General features: G+C 71.4%; 15 protein-coding genes and 1 pseudogene. 2 read left to right on the plus strand and 14 right to left on the minus strand.

Going from position 1 to position 16404, the window contains the following annotated elements:
* Positions 1 to 27 precede the first annotated feature (27 nt).
* On the plus strand, positions 28 to 1245 hold the full coding sequence (locus HEP81_RS08365) for an acyltransferase family protein (protein WP_051850428.1): 1218 nt from the start codon (positions 28 to 30) through the stop codon (positions 1243 to 1245).
* Here the strand turns inward: HEP81_RS08365 and HEP81_RS08370 are convergent.
* From HEP81_RS08370 to HEP81_RS08395, 6 genes are read right to left on the minus strand one after another with little or no spacing between them, the layout of a single operon-like run.
* The gene (locus HEP81_RS08370; RefSeq protein WP_037659761.1) at positions 1206 to 2441 is read right to left on the minus strand and encodes a cytochrome P450 family protein; all 1236 of its coding nucleotides are present in this window, start codon (positions 2439 to 2441) and stop codon (positions 1206 to 1208) included. The two genes, HEP81_RS08365 and HEP81_RS08370, sit on opposite strands and share 40 nt — an antisense overlap.
* Positions 2438 to 3712: a cytochrome P450 family protein gene (locus HEP81_RS08375; protein ID WP_051850429.1), complete on the minus strand. Its 1275-nt coding sequence runs from the start codon at positions 3710 to 3712 to the stop codon at positions 2438 to 2440. Before HEP81_RS08375 ends, HEP81_RS08370 begins: the two co-directional genes overlap by 4 nt.
* On the minus strand, positions 3709 to 4374 hold the full coding sequence (locus tag HEP81_RS08380; protein ID WP_037659764.1) for a GTP-binding protein: 666 nt from the start codon (positions 4372 to 4374) through the stop codon (positions 3709 to 3711). The genes HEP81_RS08375 and HEP81_RS08380 overlap by 4 nt, the downstream gene beginning before the upstream one ends.
* Positions 4349 to 4708 carry a DUF742 domain-containing protein gene (locus HEP81_RS08385; RefSeq protein WP_037659767.1) on the minus strand — a complete coding sequence of 120 codons (360 nt, stop codon included), beginning with the start codon at positions 4706 to 4708 and terminating at the stop codon, positions 4349 to 4351. Before HEP81_RS08385 ends, HEP81_RS08380 begins: the two co-directional genes overlap by 26 nt.
* Positions 4705 to 5127: a roadblock/LC7 domain-containing protein gene (locus HEP81_RS08390; RefSeq protein ID WP_037659770.1), complete on the minus strand. Its 423-nt coding sequence runs from the start codon at positions 5125 to 5127 to the stop codon at positions 4705 to 4707. Before HEP81_RS08390 ends, HEP81_RS08385 begins: the two co-directional genes overlap by 4 nt.
* Complete coding sequence (locus tag HEP81_RS08395) at positions 5124 to 6575, minus strand: ATP-binding protein (RefSeq protein ID WP_037659771.1); 1452 nt, start codon at positions 6573 to 6575, stop codon at positions 5124 to 5126. Before HEP81_RS08395 ends, HEP81_RS08390 begins: the two co-directional genes overlap by 4 nt.
* Before the next feature lie 248 nt (positions 6576 to 6823).
* Between HEP81_RS08395 and HEP81_RS41410 the strand changes: the two are divergent.
* Positions 6824 to 7204 (plus strand): annotated as a pseudogene (locus HEP81_RS41410) (SMI1/KNR4 family protein); the annotation flags it as partial.
* Between the two features lie 488 nt (positions 7205 to 7692).
* On the opposite strand, the gene HEP81_RS08400 reads toward HEP81_RS41410, so the two are convergent.
* The 8 genes from HEP81_RS08400 to HEP81_RS08435 are packed head-to-tail and all read right to left on the minus strand — an operon-like array spanning position 7693 to position 16264.
* A complete protein-coding gene (locus tag HEP81_RS08400; protein ID WP_037659776.1) occupies positions 7693 to 8193 on the minus strand; it encodes a flavin reductase family protein in 501 nt (166 codons plus the stop codon).
* A gap of 24 nt (positions 8194 to 8217) precedes the next feature.
* Complete coding sequence (locus tag HEP81_RS08405) at positions 8218 to 9474, minus strand: ATP-grasp domain-containing protein (protein ID WP_051850430.1); 1257 nt, start codon at positions 9472 to 9474, stop codon at positions 8218 to 8220.
* Positions 9471 to 10736 (minus strand): methylaspartate mutase, encoded by a 1266-nt coding sequence (locus tag HEP81_RS08410; protein ID WP_037659780.1) that lies wholly within the window; start codon positions 10734 to 10736, stop codon positions 9471 to 9473. The genes HEP81_RS08405 and HEP81_RS08410 overlap by 4 nt, the downstream gene beginning before the upstream one ends.
* Complete coding sequence (locus HEP81_RS08415) at positions 10733 to 12238, minus strand: hypothetical protein (RefSeq protein WP_037659783.1); 1506 nt, start codon at positions 12236 to 12238, stop codon at positions 10733 to 10735. The genes HEP81_RS08410 and HEP81_RS08415 overlap by 4 nt, the downstream gene beginning before the upstream one ends.
* A complete protein-coding gene (locus tag HEP81_RS08420) occupies positions 12235 to 13476 on the minus strand; it encodes an ATP-grasp domain-containing protein (RefSeq protein WP_037659786.1) in 1242 nt (413 codons plus the stop codon). The genes HEP81_RS08415 and HEP81_RS08420 overlap by 4 nt, the downstream gene beginning before the upstream one ends.
* A complete protein-coding gene (locus HEP81_RS08425) occupies positions 13477 to 13965 on the minus strand; it encodes a cobalamin-dependent protein (protein ID WP_037659788.1) in 489 nt (162 codons plus the stop codon).
* Complete coding sequence (locus tag HEP81_RS08430; protein WP_037659790.1) at positions 13962 to 15203, minus strand: MFS transporter; 1242 nt, start codon at positions 15201 to 15203, stop codon at positions 13962 to 13964. The genes HEP81_RS08425 and HEP81_RS08430 overlap by 4 nt, the downstream gene beginning before the upstream one ends.
* The gene (locus HEP81_RS08435; RefSeq protein WP_037659792.1) at positions 15200 to 16264 is read right to left on the minus strand and encodes an LLM class flavin-dependent oxidoreductase; all 1065 of its coding nucleotides are present in this window, start codon (positions 16262 to 16264) and stop codon (positions 15200 to 15202) included. The genes HEP81_RS08430 and HEP81_RS08435 overlap by 4 nt, the downstream gene beginning before the upstream one ends.
* Between the last annotated feature and the right edge of the window lie 140 nt (positions 16265 to 16404).

Here is a 16404-nt window from a genome sequence, read left to right on the forward strand (position 1 = left end):
GCCCATCCGACGAAGGACACCTTCACCATGTCCGTTTCCGCTGACCCGGCCCCGCCGACGGCCGCACCCATGACGAGCAGGGCGGGCGGCGGGCGGCTCGCCGCCGTGGACGCGCTGCGCCTGCTCGCGGCGGCCGGGGTGGCCGCCTACCACTACCTCGGCACCCCCACCCCGCACTTCTGGGGCACGTACGACCTGACCCGCACCGCGCCCGCGCTGCACGCGCTGAGCCGCTATGGCTGGCTCGGGGTGGAGGCGTTCTTCCTGATCAGCGGGTTCGCCATCTGTATGAGCTGCTGGGGGCGCACCCCGGCGCAGTTCGCGGTCTCCCGGATCGCCCGGCTCTTCCCGCTCTACTGGACGGTCGTCCTCGTCATCGTCGTCGTCGCCTGGATCGCGCGGCTCGCCGGACAGCGGCCCGGGGCGCCCGTCGATCTGCGCACCACCCTCGGCAATCTGACCATGCTGCCGGGGCCGCTCGGGCTGCGGACCACGGACGGGGTCGCCTGGACGCTGTGGGTGGAGGCCCGGTTCTATCTGCTGATGGCCGTGCTGCTGCTGATCGGCCTCACCTACCGCCGGACGATCGCGTTCTGCCTGCTCTGGCTGACGCTTGCCGCCATCGGCCGGGAGCTGCACTCCAGTGTGCTGGACGAGTTCCTGCTCACCCGGTACGCCGGGCTGTTCGTGGCGGGCATGGCGCTCTATCTGATGCACCGCTTCGGACCGAACCTGCTGCTGTGGCTGCTCACCGGCTTCGCCTGGTGCTACACCCTGACCCTGCTGGGCGACCGGGTCGCCGCGCACGCGGCCCCCGCGGCCCGGGGCGGGACACCGGGCTGGGGGATCTGCGCCGCCGTCCTCACGGTGTTCCTGATCCTGCTCGCGCTGTCCGGGCCGGGACCCCTCGGCCGGCTGCGCTGGCGCGTCCTGGCCTACGCGGGCGCCCTGACCTACCCGTTCTACCTCGTCCACCAGAGCCTCGGCATACCCGTCGTCCGCGGGCTGCTCAAGGCGGTGCCCGCGCTCGGCCTGGTCCCGGCGATCGCCCTCGGACTGTGCTTCTCGCTCGCCCTGTCGGCCGCGCTCAACCATCTGGTGGACCGCAGAGCCGGGGCGTGGCTGCGCCGCCGGCTCACCTCGGACATCGCGGTGCCGGGCGATCCGGTGGGGCGCCGGACTCCCCCACCGGATCCGCCGGTACGTCAGCCGTCCAGTCGTACCGGAACCGTCTGCCAGCCGTAGGCGATGAAGGACGGGACCTGCTTGAGATCACCGGCCTCGAAGGCGGGGGCCAGGTGGGGGAAGCGGTCGAAGAGGGCGGACAGGGCGGTACGGGCCTCCATCCGGGCCAGCGGGGCGCCGATGCAGCGGTGCACGCCGATACCGAAGGAGAGGTGGTCGTCGGCGGCGCGCGCGGCGTCGAAGGCCTCGGCGGTCTCCCCGTAGTGCGCCGGGTCCGAGCCGGCCGCCCCGTAGGTGGTGAGGATCGCGTCGCCCGCGGGGATGGTGACGCCGTCCACGGTGACGTCCGAGACCGCGAACCGCAGCGGCAGCGCGGCGATGGAGGGCCGTACCCGCAGCACCTCGTCGATGACCTGGTCCCAGTCGAGCTTCCCGGAGCGGACCTCGGCGAGCTGCTCGGGGTGGGTCAGCAGCTCGACCACCGCGTTGGCGATCAGGTTCACCGTGGTCTCGAAGCCGGCGCCGATCACCAGCAGGAGGGTGAACAGCAGTTCCTCGGCGCTGAGCCGGTCGCCCTCCTCGTCGCGGACCCGGATCAGCTCGGTGGTCAGGTCGTCGCCCGGGTTCTCGGCGCGGTAGGCGATCTGCGCGGGGATCACCGTGCCGATCTGCCGCTGCACGAAGTCCGCGTGCTCGGGGCTCGGGTCGGTGGTGTCCATGATCGCCGCGATCAGCTCGGCGACGCTCGGCCGGAGGTGGTCGGGCACGCCGAACAGCTCGCAGATGATCAGCATCGGCAGCGGCTGCGCGAACGCCTCCTTGAGGTCGACGACGGCGCCGTCCGCCCCCGACCGCGCCATCGTGTCGAGGAGTTCGGCGGCGACGGCGTCGACCCGGTCGCGCAGCGCCTCGGTGCGCCTGGCGGTGAAGCTGGGCGCGACCAGACGGCGCAGCCGGGTGTGGTCGGCGCCGTAGGTGGAGAGCATGTTGACCACGCCGATCCAGCCCAATACCCAGCCCCACTCCGGGTGTTCGCCGACCTCGGGCCACAACCGCCAGTGCTTGCGGGGGTCCTTGCTGACCTGCGGGTCCAGGATCAGGGAGCGCAGGGCGTCGTACCCGGTGGGCGCCCAGGCCGGGATGCCGCCGGGGAGTTCCACGGGGACGACCGGTCCCAGGGCGCGCAGCCTTGCGCTCTCCGCCACGATGTCGGACCCGAACGGGTCGATGGGCACGCGGGTGGGCGTAGTGGTCATGCTCGGGCTCCAGTCTGGGAGGACGCGGAAGGGGCCGTCGGGTCCGCGGGACGGTCGGGGGTGCAGGGGGTGAACCGGACCGGCAGCGAGACGAGGGAGCGGTGGAAGGGGCCCGGGCGCCAGGTGAGCCGGTCACGGGGCACGGTGGGCTCCATGTCGGGCAGCCACTGGGTGAGCCGCTCGATGGCCTCCGTGGCGATCAGCAGCCCCTCGTGCTTGACCGGGCAGGTGTGCGGGCCCGCGCCGAACGACAGATGGGAGGCGTCCCGCGGATCGTGCGTCCCGCCCTGCCCCTCGTCCGCGAACAGCGCGAGCGCGCCGTACGACACCACGACGGGCACCGCGGCCCGCACCCACGCGCCGTGGAAGCTGAGCGACTTACGGGCGTACAGCACCCCGTAGTTGGTCAGCGGGGTCTCGTGCCGGAGGACCTCCAGGACGGCGTCGCGCACGGTGCGGGAGCCGCTGGTGAGGGTGGAGTAGTACGCCGGGTTGCCGAGGATGCGGGAGAGCGCGTTGCTCACCAGGTTGGTGGACGGCTCGTGGCCCGCGCCGAGGGTGAGGAAGACCTGCCAGGTGACCTCCTCGGTGGTCAGGCCCAGCGGGTGGTCGAGCAGCCGGCTGGTGAGGTCGTCGCCGCGCCGCGCCGTCTTGGCGCCGATCAGGTCCATGACGTACCTGCCGTACTCGGCCTCGCCCTGGACGGACGCCTCACCGCCCTCCATCAGCGCGCCCAGCGCGTCGTTGAGGCGGTCGGCCTCGCCCTCGGGGAAGCCGAAGAGGCTGTTGAAGACGAGGGTCATCAGCGGGCGGGCGAAGTCGTTCACCAGATCCGCCTCGCCGCGCGGGCCGAACCGGGAGACCAGGATGTGCACGGCGCGCAGCACCCGTTCGCGCAGATCGTGCGGCTCGACCAGGTCGAAGGCCTGGAGCAGGGCGGTGCGGTAGCGGACGTGCTCGGCGCCGTCGGAGAAGAGGGTGTTGGGCCGCCAGCGCATCATGCCGAGGATCGGCAGGTCCTCGGGGACCGTCGCCTGCCAGGGGCGCGGGTCGCGGGACCAGGTCGCGTCGTCGTGCAGCATGTCGAGCGCGGCACGGCGGTCGGTGACCACGTACGCCGGTACGCCCGGGGCGAGTTCGGCCCAGCCGACCGGGCCCTGGGCGCGCAGCGCCTCGTAGTAGCGGCGCGGGTCGACGGCGAACCCGTCCTCCCACAGCCGCACGGGGGTGGAGCGGTCGAAGGACTCCGCGGGGGCGGGGTACGGCGTCACGAGCGCACCTCCCCGGCCACCGCGCGGGCGTTGAGGTCGATCAGGTGCTCCACGAGGGCGAGCAGCGCGTCGACGGAGGAGTTGCGGTCCCGGGCGTCGCACTCCACCAGCGGGGTGTCCGGAGCCAGGTCCAGGGACTCCCGCAGCTGCTCCGCGGGGTAACGGCGTGAGTCCGGGAAGGTGTTGACGGCGACGGCGTACGTCAGACCCGACTCCTCGACCAGGCCGAGCACATCGAAGGAGGCGTCCAGGCGGCGGCTGTCGACAAGGACGAGCGCGCCGAGCGCCCCGTACGCGATGTCCGCCCACAGCGCCCGGAAGCGCTCCTGTCCGGGGGTGCCGAACAGGTAGAGAACGGTCTCACCGCCGAGGGTGATGCGGCCGAAGTCGATGGCGACGGTGGTGGTCTTCTTGTCCCGCACCCCGTCGAGGTGGTCGACGGCGGTGGACGCCTGGGTGAGGTGTTCCTCGGTGTGCAGGGGGCGGATCTCGGACACCGAGTCGATCAGGGTGGTCTTGCCGACGCCGAACGGGCCGACGACGACGATCTTCACCAACTCCCTTGCCGCGGCGGGAAGGTGGAGTTCCCCGGCCCGGACACCGGAGTCGTCGGTCCGGCTGCCGGCCGGGACGGGTTCAGAGCTTGAGGGCGCGGAGGCCATCGGCGACTCTCTTCAGCAGATCGTGGTCGGGCTGGGCGGCGGGCGGGACGGGCGGGCGCGCGGTCACCAGCCCCTGGTCGATCAGGGCGGCGGCGAGGACCCGGATGGCGGAGACCGGCAGCCGCAGCAGCGCCGCCGCCTCCACGACAGTCAGGGAGCCGCCCTCCAGCGACTGGAGCAGCGCGTGCTGGGCCGCGGGCAGGTCGCCGAAGACCGGCCCGGTGGTGGAGGTGAGCACCGACAGGCGCTCCAGGCTGTTGCGGCTGGGCCGCGCCACCCCCGACGTGGAGAGGTAGGCGGGCACCAGCGGGCGGCCGGACCGGTGGCCCCTCACAGCAAAGCGCCGCCCTCGGCCGCGCGGGGGGCCGCGGCCATCGCCTTCTCGCCGAGCCGCGCCACCTGGGAGTGCACACGGTGGCCGAGCAGGTCGAGCCGGACCTCCGGGTCGCCGTACGCGGCGACACAGGTGCCGTGGTCGGTCGGGGCGACCAGGATGTAGCCGTGGTCGGACTCGATCACGACCTGCCTCAGCTGGGCGGCCGGCATGTCCGCGAACGCGGCGGCGGCGGTACGGCAGGCGCCCTGGACGGTCGAGGTGATCGCGGCGACCCGCTCGGCCGACTCCTGGGTGAGTGCCTCCGAGAAGCCGGAGATCAGCCCGTCCCTGGTGAGCAGGACGGCGGCCTTCACATGCGGGACTTCGAGGATCGGGTCGAGAACCCACGCAGTGTCACCGGTGTCGCGGTTGGTCATCGGGGAGCTGTCCCTTCGGATCGAGCTGCATCACGGGCAGCGGCGGTCGCCGACTGCAAGGCACCGAGGGCCGCCGCGGTCTCCTCGGGCGAGCGGGCGGGGGCGGCGGCGGTCTCGGCCGCGCTCGGACGGATCATCGCCGCCTGGTCCGGCGAGACCTGACGACGGCGACGGCGGGGGAGGTCGTCGACGGCGGGCGCGGGCTGATCGGGGCCGGACGTCGGCTGGTCGTCGACGGACACCGGACGGCCGTCGCCGGGCGCGTGGGCGTGCTCGGCATGTTCGACGCGCTCGGCGCGTGCCGCGTGCTCGGCGGGTTCCGCGTGCCCGGCCAGCGGTTCGGGCCTGGGGACCTCGCCGGTGCGGGTGGAGGGCGAGGTGCTCGCGGCGGCGGGGCGCAGCGCTGGGTCGATATGGCTCAGCAGGTGCTTGTCGACCAGCAGGACCGCGCGTACGCCCCCGTAGGGGGACGGCGTGGACAGGTCCACCGAGAGGTCGAACTGCCGGGTCAGCTGGCCGATCGCGGCGAGGCCCATCCGGGGCGGGTCGCCCAGGTCGGAGAACATGATCGGGTCGGTGCCCGCGACCACCCGCTGCGCGGCGGCGCGTTCGTCGGGCGCCATGCCGACACCCGCGTCGTCGACGGTCACGGCGACACCGTTGTGGACGTGTTCGAGGTTGACCACGACCGAGGTGTCAGGGGAGGAGTGCCGCAGCGCGTTGTCGAGGAGTTCGGCGGCGATGATCGCGACGGGCTCCACGGCGTGCGAGACCAGCGCGGTGCCGGGATCGAGGTGGTTGTGGAGCTTGACCCGCCGGTAGCCGGACAGCCGGGCCTGTCCGCCGGTGACGGCGTCGACGAGGTGCGACTCCTCGCGGGCCAGTCCGACCCAGGCTCCGCAGACCACCGCGGCGACCTGGGCGCGGCGCAGCGACTGCTCGTTCTCGTGGTCCAGGCTGTAGAGGTCCTGGGCCAGCTCCGGTTCGTCGTAGCGCTGCTGGAGTCCGTGGAGGATGTCCTGGAGGCGGTAGAGGCTCGCCTGGATCTCCCGGGTGGTGCCGCGCATACCGGCACGGGCGGCGGCGTCGACCCGCTTGCGCTCCTGGAGGACCGCGGTGCGCAGGGCCGCCAGCACCGGTTCGGTCGCGGCGCCCTCGGGGCCGACCGGGCCGGGCACCGGGACGTGCGGGTGCGCGGTGCGGGACGCCTCGGCGGGCATGCGCCGGGTGGCGAGGTGCTCCAGTTCGGCGGTGAACGCCTGCCGGATGCGCTCGGCCTCCTCGGCGCCGGCCCGCGCGGACTGCTCGGCCTGGTGGCGCAGGCCGGTCATCTCCCGCCGCAGCCGGGCGCGTTCGCGCCGGGAGCGCCACAGGCCGCTGCCCAGAGCTAGTGCCGACACCGTCCCGGCGGCCAGGCCTCCGAAGGCCAGCTCCGGTATCTCGATCATGGATGGGGACCTCGGGCATCTCGGATACGTCTGGGCGTCTGACAGTCGACTGCTGGGCGTGGGGGCAAGGGGCGTCCGTCGAGCAGTTGGCAAACTACACACTGTTCGCTGCCGGTTGCACCTGGCATTTGCCCGAATTCCGCTCGCTTTTGCACATTTGACAGCCACTCAGCGCTCGATCCGTGTCCGAATGGACTTCAGGAGGCGCTGTCAGTGGTGGGTGGCAGCAGGGGCGCGTCGGCCGCCGGATGCCACCGTCGTACCGGGAGTTCCCGAAGGTCACCGACGGCTGGCGGCACGCCGGGGGATTCGTGTGGCTGCCGGCCGGGACCGAGCAGGTGCGCCGGCACGAGGACGAGATGGAGCTCGCGGGGATCTTCGAGGAGTACCTGGACAACGGCGCCGGGCCCGAGGAGCGGGTGGAGGCGGACGTCTGGCGGCGCGGGCTCCAGCTCGATGTCGAGTCCGCCGCGACCTCCGTCCTGATGGATCCCGAGGACGTGGACGAGAACGGCGAGTGGGCCGTCTACACCTGGGCGAGCTGGCGGGGCGCACCGCCCGAGCGGCACGCGAATCTCCGGGTGTTCATGCGGGCCATGCACCGGGAGTTCCACAGTCTGCGGGACCACCGTCGCGAGGAGTGGAGGAGTGGCGGTGCTCGCGAGCGGCACGCCCCCTCCAGGGGCGGTGTCGGCCCGGGCGACGGCCGAGGCGGCACCCGTCTCGCGGGCGCGGACCGTGGCCGGCCCGACCAGCGAGTCGGGAGAACCCTCGGTGGCCCACTGCCCGGCGGGCATGCGGGTCCTCAACGCCGGCTACAAACGCGGTCTCCTTCAGCCAGTCCAACGGCGGGGAGCCCTACGACGGGGTCCAGGCGAACGCCCCGCTGTCGGACGGCACCGATGCGATCGGCGGCGGCTACTCCCCGCAGAGCTGGTACAGGAACGGCTGGGGCGAGTCCCAGGACGAGGTGACGGCCGACGCGCCCATCGTCAGCGGCAAGGGCTGGTACGCCGGGTTGTTCGCCGGCGAGGTACGGGCACGCGCGCTGTGCGGCTGAACCGTTCGGAAGAGGCCCGGCGGACGGCTGGGCCTCTTCACTGAGCACCGCCGCCGGTCAATGACGTCCCGCCGGGGTCGGCCAGGTGCTGTACGCGCCGCGGCAGTACAGCAGGGGTTCCCGGGAGTAGGTCTCTCCGCCGTGGACGTCGGCGATCAGCAGCCAGTGGTCGCCGGCGTCCACCGTCTGCACGGTGCGGCACTCGGCGTAGGCCAGCGCGATGTCGGTGAGGATCGGCGCGCCCCCGGCGTGCGCGGAGGGCTCCCAGACGAGGCCCGCGAACTTGTCCGGCCCCTTGTCGGCGAAGGTGCGGGACGCCTGCTCACCGGACTCGGCGAGGAAGTTGACCACGAAGGCGCCGGAGGCGGCCAGCGCCGGGAACGTCTGGGAACTCTTGCCGACCCCGACGAGCAGCCTCGGCGTCGCGGCCGAGACCGAGCAGACGGCGTTACAGGTGAAGCCGCGCGGCCTGCCCTGCTCGTCCAGCGCCGTGACGATGGCGACGGCCGTCGGGAAGGAGCCGAAGATCTCGCGGAACCGCTCGCTGTCTAGGGACATGTGGATCTCACCATGCTTTCGGATTCAGAGCAGTTCATGCTCGAGCTCGCGGATCACCTTGTGTGCGTTGTCGATCTCGACGGGGTCGGGATGCACCAGGAACACCGCGCCCGGCGAGGAGTTGAGGTCCACGGTCGGCCGGGTGGGCGCGCCGTCGGCGATGCGGAAGCGGACGCTCTCGAAGGCGGGGATCCGCTCCAGCGCGGCCGTGATGGCCGCGAGCGGCAGCGGTACGGCACTCCGCGCCATGAGGTTGACGCAGCGCGCCCGCTGGAGCACCGGGTAGCGGGCCGGGCGCCCGGCGAGCGCGACGCCGTCGCCCGCGTGGCAGTCGAGGGTGAGGCTCACCTGGTTCGCGCCGGTGCACAGGTCCAGCGCGGCCGGGTTCGCGAGGCCCGAGATGCGCGCCCCGGTCTCCAGGAGCAGCGGGCCCCGCGCGGTGAGGATCAGCTCGCTGTGCGCGGGCCCGTCGGTGATGCCGAGGGCGTCCAGCGAGCGCGCGATGTACGGCAGGATGATGTCGAGCACCGGGTCGTCCGGCGTCAGCAGGTCCTCCGCCTCGTAGATCCGGCGACCGCCCTCCCGTACCTGCTTGCGGCTGATCCAGGCGTCGGTGAACCAGTGACTCCCCTCGCGGCTTACGGTGTTGACGATGTACTCGTCCCCGGCGAGGTACTCCTGGGCGAGCACCTCCTCGTTCACCCGGAGCATGATGTTGGTCTTGCCGAGGACGGCCCGGCAGGCGTCCAGGACCTCCTGCTCGCTGTCGCAGGTGTAGACGTCGTCGGAGCCCGCGCTGTCCAGCGGCTTGACCACCAGGCGCACGATGTCCGGATGTCCGCGCCACCAGTCGAGCAGTTCGGCGGGGTCGGCGGAGCGGCACTGCCGGGCCGTGGGCACGCCCGCCCGGGAAAGGGCCTCCATCATCAGGGACTTGTCCCGGCGGGCGGCGGACAGCGCGGGGTCGTTGCCGCGCAGCCCGAGCCGGTGGGCCAGTTCGTCCGCCACCTCGACGCCGAACTCGCTCGCCGCGACGACGCCCACAGGGCGTCGCGCCGTCAAGTGGGCCAGTACGTCGGCCTCGTGGCCCGGATAGGTGAGGTCCTCGGTGAGCAGCGCGCTCGGCAGGCTCGCGCCGAAGGTGTCGGAGGCGAGGTCCCGGGAGCGCACATGCAGGACCCGATGGGTCTCGGCCGCCTGACGGGCCAGCATCGAGCCCGTGGAGAACGCGTCCACCAGGACCAGGGCGGGCCGGTCCTGCCGGTCTTGCGGGACAGTCATGGGTGGGGAACCAATCTGGGCTCGGACGAGGCGCTGTCGTAGCGCTCCGCCACGTGGTTGAGCATCCCGTACAGGTCGTCGGAGGAGAGCCGGCCGGCCGTACGGGCGGTGGGGGTGCTCAGGGGCAGGTTTCCGGTGGACCCCCAGGCCAGCGCCCCGCGTTCGTCGATGACGCAGGTCGCCGCCGACCTGTTGTCAGGGTGGAGGCAGTAGGGGATGTCGAGCAGACCGAGCCGGAACGCCTCGGTCAGCGCGGTGCCGATGTCCGCGTCCAGGTCCAGCACCGCCGCCACGATGGCCCGCGCCTCGGCGAGCGTCTCCTCGTAGTACGCGTCCTCCTCGGCGCTCCGGGCGGCCGCCGGTCCACGCGCGGCGGCCGCGGCGAGCCTCAGCGCGGACAGGTTCTCCGAGACGCTCGGGATCTGCCACGCCTCGGAGACCGTCTTGACGATCAGCCGCTCGCAGCCCGCGTCCCGGGCGAGCCGCGCGCTGTCCTCGATGAGCGCGCTCGCGCCCGCCGGGGTGCGCGGGAACAGGCCCATGTACGTGTACAGGACCACATGCCAGGTGGCGTCCCCCAGCAGCTCGGCCGCGAGGGTGCGCAGCGCCCGCAGCGCCCCGCGGTCCTGGGCCGGGAGGGTGCCCTGCGCGTAGCTGAAGGACATGTGGCGCAGCCCGTGGGCGTGGAAGAAGCAGCCCTCCAGCACCGCCGTCGCCACCAGCAGCGAGGGCGGGCAGAGCTGGCCGAGCAGGCAGCCGCCGAAGCTCTCGATGTGCCCGTGCTCGGTCTCCCCGGCCAGCAGCCGGCAGCTCTCCGACCAGGCGCGCACCGCGTCCGCGAGGGGGAGCCTGCTGTAGGGCAGGCAGTAGGAGATGGGGCCGCCCTCGGTGGCGTCCAGGCCGACCTCGACCAGCCGCCGGAACACGGCCAGCGGCAGCGCCGTGCCGTGCCGGACCTGTACGGGGAACTCCGGTCCGTACAGATCCGCCAGCATGTCCCGGGTGGCGGCCGCGGGGTGGGAGACGAGCGGGTAGCCGTTCAGCTCCTCGTCCGCGGCCAGCCGCTCCAGCGGGGTGGTGTGGTCGCCGACCCGGGTGTAGCTGTCGATGGTGATCGTCCCCACCACGGGGAAGTCGAGGGCGGCCACCTCGCGCAGCCCGGCCGCCATCGCACCGATCCTGCCGAAGCCCATGCGGGGCTGCACGACCAGGGTGCGGTCGGCCCGGCGGCCGGCCACGAACCGGTCGAGGTAGCCGGTCACCGCCCTGAGATCAGTTCGGTGGCGGGGGCTCCGCTGGCCGGGTCGATGGTGGCCACGTGGTACTTGTGCGGGTCGCCGGCCCGGACGCGGGAGATGATCGTCCCCGGGGCGGCGAAGTCGACCAGGCTGCTGGTGTAGAGGGTGCGCAGATGGGTGAGGCCGAGGCCGGAGACGTCCTGGAGCCAGGCCGTGATCTCGTCGTCCGCCGCGCCGTCCGCGCCGAGCACCGCGTGGATACGGTCCGCCGCGTCCGCCCGGTCGGGGTGGCAGCGGTCGAGGAAGGCGGCCAGCCGCGCGCCGCGGTCGGTGAAGGGCGAGAACACCATGGCCACGAGGGCCTCTTCGGACAGTCCGAACGCCTCCCGCGCGAACTCGTCGGAGAGCTCGCGCCGGTGGAGCCGCTTCTCGGCCGTGTCGTAGCGGCCGAGCGCCAGGTCGACGAGGTTCTGCGGCATCTCCTTCTTGTGCATCAGCTCCTCGGCCAGCTCCAGGTACTCGGCCAGGCCCTCGTCGTACGTCCGGCCCTGCACGAACTCGGCGCGCAGCGCCCGCAGATGGGCCATCAGGCCGGGGTTGGCGCAGTCGGACTCGCTGAAGCTGAAGGCGAGTTCGTCGAACTGGAACCCGAGGAAGTCCACGATCAGGTCCCAGTGGTCGTGCACCCGGTAACTCACCAGGTCGTAGACCGAGATGAACTGCGGCTGCATCGAGCGGTCGCCGGTCGAGACCTCCCGCTCGGCGAGTTCGCTCTCGCTGTCGTCGCCGAACAGCTCGCGGAAGTAGGTGTCGCCGATACCGCGCAGGGCCAGCAGGATGCCCCGGAAGCCCATCGTGCGGCACTCCTGCACATCCACGCCGGACGCCTTGGCGAGCCGCATGATCCAGGCGGAGTACAGCATTTGCTCGCGCCGGGAGTCGCCGGTCATCACCACGTCGACGCCGCCGTCGAACCAGGCGGCGCGGCCGTAGAAGTCGGCGACGGCCAGGTTGCAGCTGTTGCAGAAGGTCGGCCGGCCGTCGCCCGCGGCGCGGTGGCCGTTCATCAGGACGTCGACGCGGTTGATCTCGATCAGGCGCTCGGGCAGCGGCAGATCGACATGGAAGGGGCGGACCAGCGTGTGGTCGATGGTCAGCAGTTCCGCCCGGTCGTCGTCGAGCAGGCCGAGGGCCCGGTAGACGCGGTCGATGTTCTCCATGACGGCCCGGGGCACGCCCGCGTGCCGCATGTTGGCGACGCGCAGCGTGAAGGTGCGGCCGAAGTTCAGCGCGAGATGCAGCTGCACCGCGCGCACGAACGCGACGACGTACGTGCTGTCCTTGCCGCCGCCGTAGGCCACCATGACCTTGTAGTCGGGCAGCGCGTCGATGCCGCCCGCGGCCTCCACGAGCCGTTCCCCGGTCGCCTTGACGCCGTCGAGCTCCACATCGCTGAGGAAGCCGGTCAGCTGGGCGTGCAGCGTCGGGTACCGCTCGTTCGCGGGCTCCCCCGTGTGCTGGTTCATATGCGTATGGCCTCGAATTCGAAGGTGTCGATGATGCGGTGGATGTCGGCCTCCACCTGGGCCTCGTCGTCGTCCAGGAGGATGAAGCGGCCGCTGTGCAGGGCGTCGTAGGAGCCGCCCGGCTGGAGCACCTCGCCGACCGGGGGCAGCAGTTCCCGCCAGATCGAGGGCACGCTCGCGCGCAGGGAGACGGCCTTGGTGACCTGGGCGGGCAGCTCGGCCGGCTTCGGCACGCACAGCCAACCACCGGACGGGTCACCGGACTTGGTGGTGATCGCGGCGATGGACTCGCCGCCCACGGCGCGCAGCCAGACCTCGAAGAGGTTCACCCCGAAGAGCTTGTTCAGCAGATGCGGCACCTCGCTGCCACCCACCCGGCCGCCGATCTCCAGGAAGACCAGCTCGTCGCCGGGCGTGACGAAGACCTCCAGATGGAAGGGGGTCGCGCGGATGCCGAGCGCGGCGACGCACTCCCGGCTGAACGCCTCGATACGGTCGCGCAGTTCGCTGTTCTGCACCACGACCGAGCCGAGCGGGGCGCCGAGGCCGAAGGCCAGGCAGTCGTTCACATAGCGGGAGACCACCTGGAAGGGGATCTCCGCGTGGTCGTCCGCGTAGCCGTCGATGTGGAAGATGCGGCCGGTGACGAACTCCTCGATCTCGTACCGGGACAGGTCGAGGGTGGGCAGCAGTTCGATGAGCCGCCGCTCGTCCTCGACGCGGTGCACGCCGATGCTGGCGGCGCCGTCGACCGGCTTGAGGATCACCGGGTAGCCGGCGGACCGTGCGAACTCCACGGCGGCTTCCGGGGTTTCGCAGCTGCCGAAGCGCGGGACCCGGACGCCCTTTTGGGCGAGGATCTCCTTCATCCGCACCTTGTCGCGGTAGACCGCGACCTCGTCCGGGGTCGGGCCGGGGATGCCGAGGTCCCGGCGGACCCGGGCGGCGATCTCCAGGGTGAACTCGGACAGCGCGACGAGCTGGTCCACCGGGCCGACCCGGCGGGTGATCTCGGCGACCGCGTCCCGCAGCGCCTCGAAGTCGTTGACGTCGTCGACCTGGACCTGCGCGGCGATCTTCGCGGGATCGGCGAGCACGCCCTCGGCGCCGAGCGGGTCCACCACATAGCTGACCCGGTGGGCGTCGTGGTCGATGAACTCCTCGTAGCGGGTGAGCTCGTTGTCCCAGCGCACCCCGTCGGAGAAGCGCGGCCAGCGATTGACGATGACGATGTGCATTCAGACTGCTCCTGCGATCACGAGTTCCGGGTTGTCCCACGGCGGTACGGGGGCGGACGGCGGCTGCCAGGCGGCGAAGCCGTGCTGCTTGCCCTGGTGGAGGAAGTCCCGGAAGCGGGGGACGGCTTCCTCGCCGGTGAACACGTCGGTCCAGCCCTGGTCGATCAGATCGCGGCGCACCCGGTCGTTGTCCGACTCCGAGGTGGTCAGCTTTCCGCCCACGACACAGGGCAGTTCGATGCCCCGGCTGCGGAGCTCGGTCATCAGGACCCGGGCGCCGTGGTGGCCGTGCCCGTTGATGCTGGAGACCACGAGCAGATCGGGGCGGTGCTCCTCGATGCCGCGCAGCACCACCGGTACCGGGGTGCAGCTGCCGAGGTTGCGCACCAGACCGCCGTGCTCCTCCAGGAGCTTCTGGAGATAGACCAGGTTCCAGATGTGGGAATCGGACTCGACGGTGCTCACGAGGCACCGGAAGGACGTACTCAAGACTGCACTCCTACGGGAAGTCGTTCACGATCCGTGAGCGTCCGGCGGAAGCTGCGCATGGTCAGGGGCAGCAGGACGGCGCCGAAGACGCTGAGCACGACGGCGAGCACGCCCACCAGGCGCTGCGGCCCGTACGTGGCCCCGACGCTGCCGACCAGCAGTCCTGCGATGGGGTACGACAGGAGGTTGAGCAGGTAGAAGGGCCCCATCACCTTGCCGAGGTGCTCCCTGGGGATCACCTTCACCCGCTGGGTGCGGTTGAAGACGTTGTAGTACGCCGTCCCGGTGAGCACCGCGATGAACAGCACGGCGTAGACCGGGAACGAGCCGGCGATGCCGATCAGCAGCAGCGCGGCGCACAGCACCGCGAAGCCGAGCGCGCCCAGCAGCGAGACCTCGAACCGCTTGAGGACGAGCGGGATCACCAGCAGGTTGACCAGTCCGACGACGCCGACGCAGGTGTTGAGCAGCGCGAACGACCAGTCGGGCGCGGCGAAGACGCCGGTCACCAGCGCCGCGTTGGCGCTGAGCACCGAGGCCACCACGAGGTTGATGCCGAAGTTGAGGAAGCCGAGCAGCAGGACGGGGCGGTTGCCGGCCATCAGCTTCCAGCCCAGGCCCAGTTCGCGCAGGGTGGCCCGCGCGGTCACCGGTTCGGTCGGCCGCTCGCCGCGCGGCAGCGGCAGCCAGCAGGCGGCGGCGAGGCCGAACACGGAGGCGGCCACGGCCAGCAGCCACACCTTGCCGATCAGTGCGGCGGCGAGCGTCGCGAGCGCGGGACCGAGGGCCATCGCGAGCAGTTCCATGTTCTGCACCAGCGCCTGGGTACGCGCCATGGCCTCGCCCGCCGCCAGCTGGGGCACCATCTTCTCGACCGACATCCGGGTCGGCGCGACCAGCACCGAGAGGACCGCGCCGCTGGTCATCAGGGCGGGCGTGGTCCAGCCCGGCCGGGTCAGCAGGACCATCACGACCACGGCGAGCGCGAGGGCGCGGGCTCCGGTCACGACGGAGAACAGCCGGGCGCCGCCGTCCCGGTCGGCGATGAGGCCGGCGAAGGGATAGGCGATCAGGCCGGGCAGCCACTCCAGCGCGAAGGCGAAGCCCAGCGTGGAGACCTGCTTGGTGTCCTGGAAGAGCAGCAGCGGCACCGCGAACATCACGACCTGCTCGGCCATCAGACCGAGCAGCACGCCTGTGCCGAACAGGCCGCGGCCGAAGCGGGGTTGAGAGGTCACGAACCCGCCGCGTTTCGCTCGTGCTCGCGGATCAGCGGGGCGACATGCGTGTAGAAGATCCGCATCTCGTCGCGCGTCGGCCAGCCGGAGAAGATGAACTCGCTGACGCCCGCGGCCTTGTAGGCGTAGAGGTACTCGGCGACCTCCGCGTAGCTGCCGACGACGCACAGCGCCGGGCCTCCCCGGTAGGCGACGGCGCCGGACCACAGCATCGGCGACAGCCAGTCGTCGGAGGCGGTGTCGGCGAGCCGGAACGACGTCTTGACGGCCTCGGAGTCGGACTTGCCGACGAAGTCGCTGACCCAGGCGCGGTGTTGCTCGTCGGGGTCGCGCATCATGTCCTCGACCGCGGCGAGCGCCTCGGCGCGGGTCTCCCGGGCGAGGACGTGCATCCGGATGCCGACCTCGCAGCCCTGGGACAGCAGCGGCTCGGTGACGGCCGCGATGCCCTCGGGGGTGTCGCCGTAGCGCAGCCAGCAGTCCGCGTAGGTGATCGCGGTCTTCTGGGCCACCGCGGAGGCGCCGCTGATGTAGATGTGCGGACGGCCGCCGCCCTTGTAGCCGAGGCCGAGCTGCGCGTCCTCGATCGTGTAGTGCTCGCCCTTGTGGGTCAGGGGCGTCTCGCCGCGCCAGAAGCGGTGGCAGACGTCAAGGAACTCCTCGGATCTGGCATACCGCTGGTCATGGGCGAGAAAGTCCCCGTAAAAGGCCTGCTCGGCGGGCGAGATACCGGCCACGAGATTGAGCGCGATGCGCCCGTCGGACATCCAGGAGACGGTGTTCACGATCTGGGTGAACAGCGTCGGGGAAAGCAGTCCGGGACGGTAGGCGAGGATGAACTTGACCCGTTCGGTTTCCCGGACGAGGGCACCGATCATCGGAAGGGGATCGGGCATGTGGTAGCTGATTCCCATGAGGAGGGAATCAACTCCGAGTTCATCTGCTTCACGGGCGAAATCAACTATCCCGTCAAAGTCCAGCTCGCCCGCCTGATACTTGTCGGTGGCTTTCTGCTGGCCACTGTCCAGAGGCGAACACCAGTGCAACTTAAGATCGTTCATAGCTACCCACCCGAAAAGACTCTGTCTTTACAGCCGACGACCGAACAAATGAGGTAAATGGCGAAGCAGAAGAGCTTTACTGGCGCCATGCGAGATGTGTCCGACCTTGACACGTCTCCTGACGTTACGTCAAGATCACG

The sequence above is a fragment of the Streptomyces griseofuscus genome, assembly GCF_014673495.1.
GTDB lineage: Bacteria > Actinomycetota > Actinomycetes > Streptomycetales > Streptomycetaceae > Streptomyces > Streptomyces murinus.